This is a genomic window from Dietzia sp. DQ11-38-2 (assembly GCF_014145055.1).
GTDB lineage: Bacteria > Actinomycetota > Actinomycetes > Mycobacteriales > Mycobacteriaceae > Dietzia.
On record NZ_JAALDW010000246.1, the window covers coordinates 1 to 2,617 of the forward strand.

3 protein-coding genes and 1 tRNA gene are annotated in these 2,617 nt (G+C 70.7%); 2 read left to right on the forward strand and 2 right to left on the reverse strand.

What is annotated here, in order from left to right:
• Positions 1-17: 17 nt before the first annotated feature.
• Together modA and G6026_RS09240 are read right to left on the reverse strand one after the other, a co-directional pair.
• Positions 18-761: a molybdate ABC transporter substrate-binding protein gene (gene modA / locus G6026_RS09235; protein WP_347238085.1), complete on the reverse strand. Its 744-nt coding sequence runs from the start codon at positions 759-761 to the stop codon at positions 18-20.
• Positions 762-834: 73 nt separating this feature from the next.
• On the reverse strand, positions 835-1,329 hold the full coding sequence (locus tag G6026_RS09240) for a YajQ family cyclic di-GMP-binding protein (protein ID WP_107757128.1): 495 nt from the start codon (positions 1,327-1,329) through the stop codon (positions 835-837).
• A gap of 143 nt (positions 1,330-1,472) precedes the next feature.
• On the opposite strand from G6026_RS09240, the gene G6026_RS09245 reads away from it, so the two are divergent.
• Both G6026_RS09245 and G6026_RS09250 read left to right on the forward strand, forming a co-directional pair.
• Positions 1,473-1,555 (forward strand) — tRNA-Tyr (locus G6026_RS09245).
• Between the two features lie 176 nt (positions 1,556-1,731).
• Positions 1,732-2,617: polyprenyl synthetase family protein (locus G6026_RS09250; RefSeq protein WP_182612986.1), on the forward strand; the 886-nt coding region annotated here is incomplete at its 3' end.

Genomic DNA, 2,617 nt, shown 5'->3' on the forward strand with positions numbered 1-2,617 from the left:
GGGGAGCGGGGGTCGGGTCACGGGAGGCCGAACCCGTGGTCGGCCAGCACGGTGCGCCCCACCGGGCCGGTGACCGCGTCGACGAACCGCCGGGCCGCATCCGCCCGGTCCGTCTCACCCCGGTGGGTCACCGCGATCTGATACCGGGTGGGTCCGGACGACGCGGTGGGGATCGCGATCTGCTCGACCCGGTCACCGGCGGAGCGGGCGTCGGTGAGGTAGACGATCCCCGCGTCGGCCTCCCCGGAGGTCACCTTGCCCAGCACGTCCGTGACCTTGGATTCCTCGCTCACCGGTCGCAGCTGCACCCCGGCCGCCCCGGCCAGCGCTCGTGCGGCGTCGCCGCAGGGGACCCCCTCCGCGCACACGACGAGTCGGGCGTCGGCGAGTGAGCGGTCGAGTCCGGTGATGCCGGCGGGATTCCCGGGCGGGGTGACCAGCGTGAGGACGTTGGTCGCGAACTCCACCGGCGCTCCCGAGATCAGCCCCTCGGCCACCGCCCGGTCCATGCTCAGAGAATCCGCCGAGGCGTACACGTCCGCGGGAGCGCCTCCGGCGATCTGGTCGACCAGCCCGGGGGACCCGTCGAACGACAGTCGGATCTCCACGCGGGGGTCGTCCCGCTCGACCTCCTCGGCGATCCGCGTGAACGCGCTGGTGAGGGAGGACGCGGCGAAGACGGTGAGCCGAGGGGAACCCTCGTCGTCGTCGCCCCCGACAGCACATCCGGCCAGCAGGGACACGCCCACGGCCGCTGCCACCACCCGCACCCCCGATCCCACGGCGGTGCGCCGCCGCCTCGGGCGTCCCCCTGGGTAGGGCACTGTCGACGGCCTACCGGTAGTTGGTGAACTGCAGCGCGACCTCGAGGTCGGCCTTCCTCAGCAACGCCATGCACTCCTGCAGGTCGTCGCGCTTCTTGGACGACACCCGGATCTCCTCGCCCTGGATCTGCGCCTTGACGCCCTTGGGCCCCTCGTCGCGCAGGAGCTTGGTGATCTTCTTGGCGTTCTCCTTGTCGATGCCCTGCTTGAGCGAACCGACCAGGCGGAATCCCTTACCGGACGGCATCGGATCGCCCACCTCGAGTGCCTTCATGCTCAGGCCCCGGCGTACCAGCTTCTCGATGAACACGTCCTTGGCGGCCAGAACCCGGTCCTCGGACGCCGCGACGATCTCCACGGCGTCGTCGCCCTTCCATTCGATCCCGGCGTCGGTCCCGCGGAAGTCGTACCGTGTCCCCAGCTCCTTCGCGGCCTGGTTCAGGGCGTTGTCCACCTCCTGGCGGTCGAACTCCGAGACGATGTCGAACGAGGACTCCGAGGCCATGGGCGCGCTCCTTCTCTCACGGTGGGGACGATCCCGGCCAGGCTACCCGGCGCGGACTCAGGCCCGGGTCATCCCGTCGGCCCCCGATTTGGCACCGGGGGTCACACGCGTTGTATCGTGTCCTAGCGCCTCAACGGGTGCACGCCAGATTGCCCGAGCGGCCAAAGGGAGCGGATTGTAAATCCGTCGGCTTATGCCTACGTTGGTTCGAATCCATCATCTGGCACTCGGAGACCCCTGCCACAAGCGGGGGTCTTCGTGCATTTCGGGGCCGCGATAGTGTGACCGTGTGACACCGTGGACTTTCGCGGCTCCGGCCGAGGGACGCCGGTGCGCCGCATCTCGTCGAGAAGATTCGGGGTGAGGGGTATCCAGGACAGGGTCGGCTCCGAACAACAGGACATGACACTGGATTCGGTATCCGCCGCCCAGCGGATGACTGCTCGTGCCCTGCCCGAGGGTCTGGGGCCTGCCGTCGATGACTGGACGGCCGACCTCGATGCCACGACCCGATCCGGCAAGGGAATGCGCTCGGCGTTGTTCGATGCCGTCTTCACGCACTCGGGCGGGCGCGACGAGGCGGTCCGCACCGCTGCCGGTCAGGCCCTGGAACTTCTTCACGAGGCCTTCCTCGTCCACGACGACGTGGCCGACGGCGACGACCACCGCCGTGGCCGGCCCAATCTGCAGGGTCTCACCACGACCCGGGGCGTCGAACAGGGTCTGCCGCGGGAGACCGCCGCCCACGTCGGCATGGTGGGGGGCCTTCTCGGCGGGGACCTCCTGTTGGTGGCCGCGATGGGTCAGTTCGCCCGGCTACCCGTGCCGGGGCCGGTGCTGCACCGCGCCATGGTGGAGGTCGAGAGCGCGGTGGTGGCCTCCGTCGCGGGAGAGTACGCCGATGTGCAGGGCGCCGCTCGTGGGGAGCCCATCACACAGGAGCACGCGCTGGCGATCGGCGCCGCCAAGACCGCCGCGTACTCCGTGACGCTGCCGATGGTCCTGGGCGTGGTCCTGGCCGGAGGGCCGGAGGAGATGATCCCCCCGCTCCGGGAGGCCGGTCGCCATCTGGGGACGGCGTACCAGGTGGTCGACGACGTGCTGGGGGTGTTCGGCGACCCGGCGGTGACGGGAAAGTCCAACGAGGGCGACCTGGTGCGCCGGGCCCCCACCGTGTTGCTCGCCCACGCCGCCACCACCGACCTGTGGCCGAGCATCGACGCCGCGCTCGGTGAGGCCGACCCCGACCCCTCCGCCGCCCGGTCCCTGCTGGCCGAGTGCGGTGCCC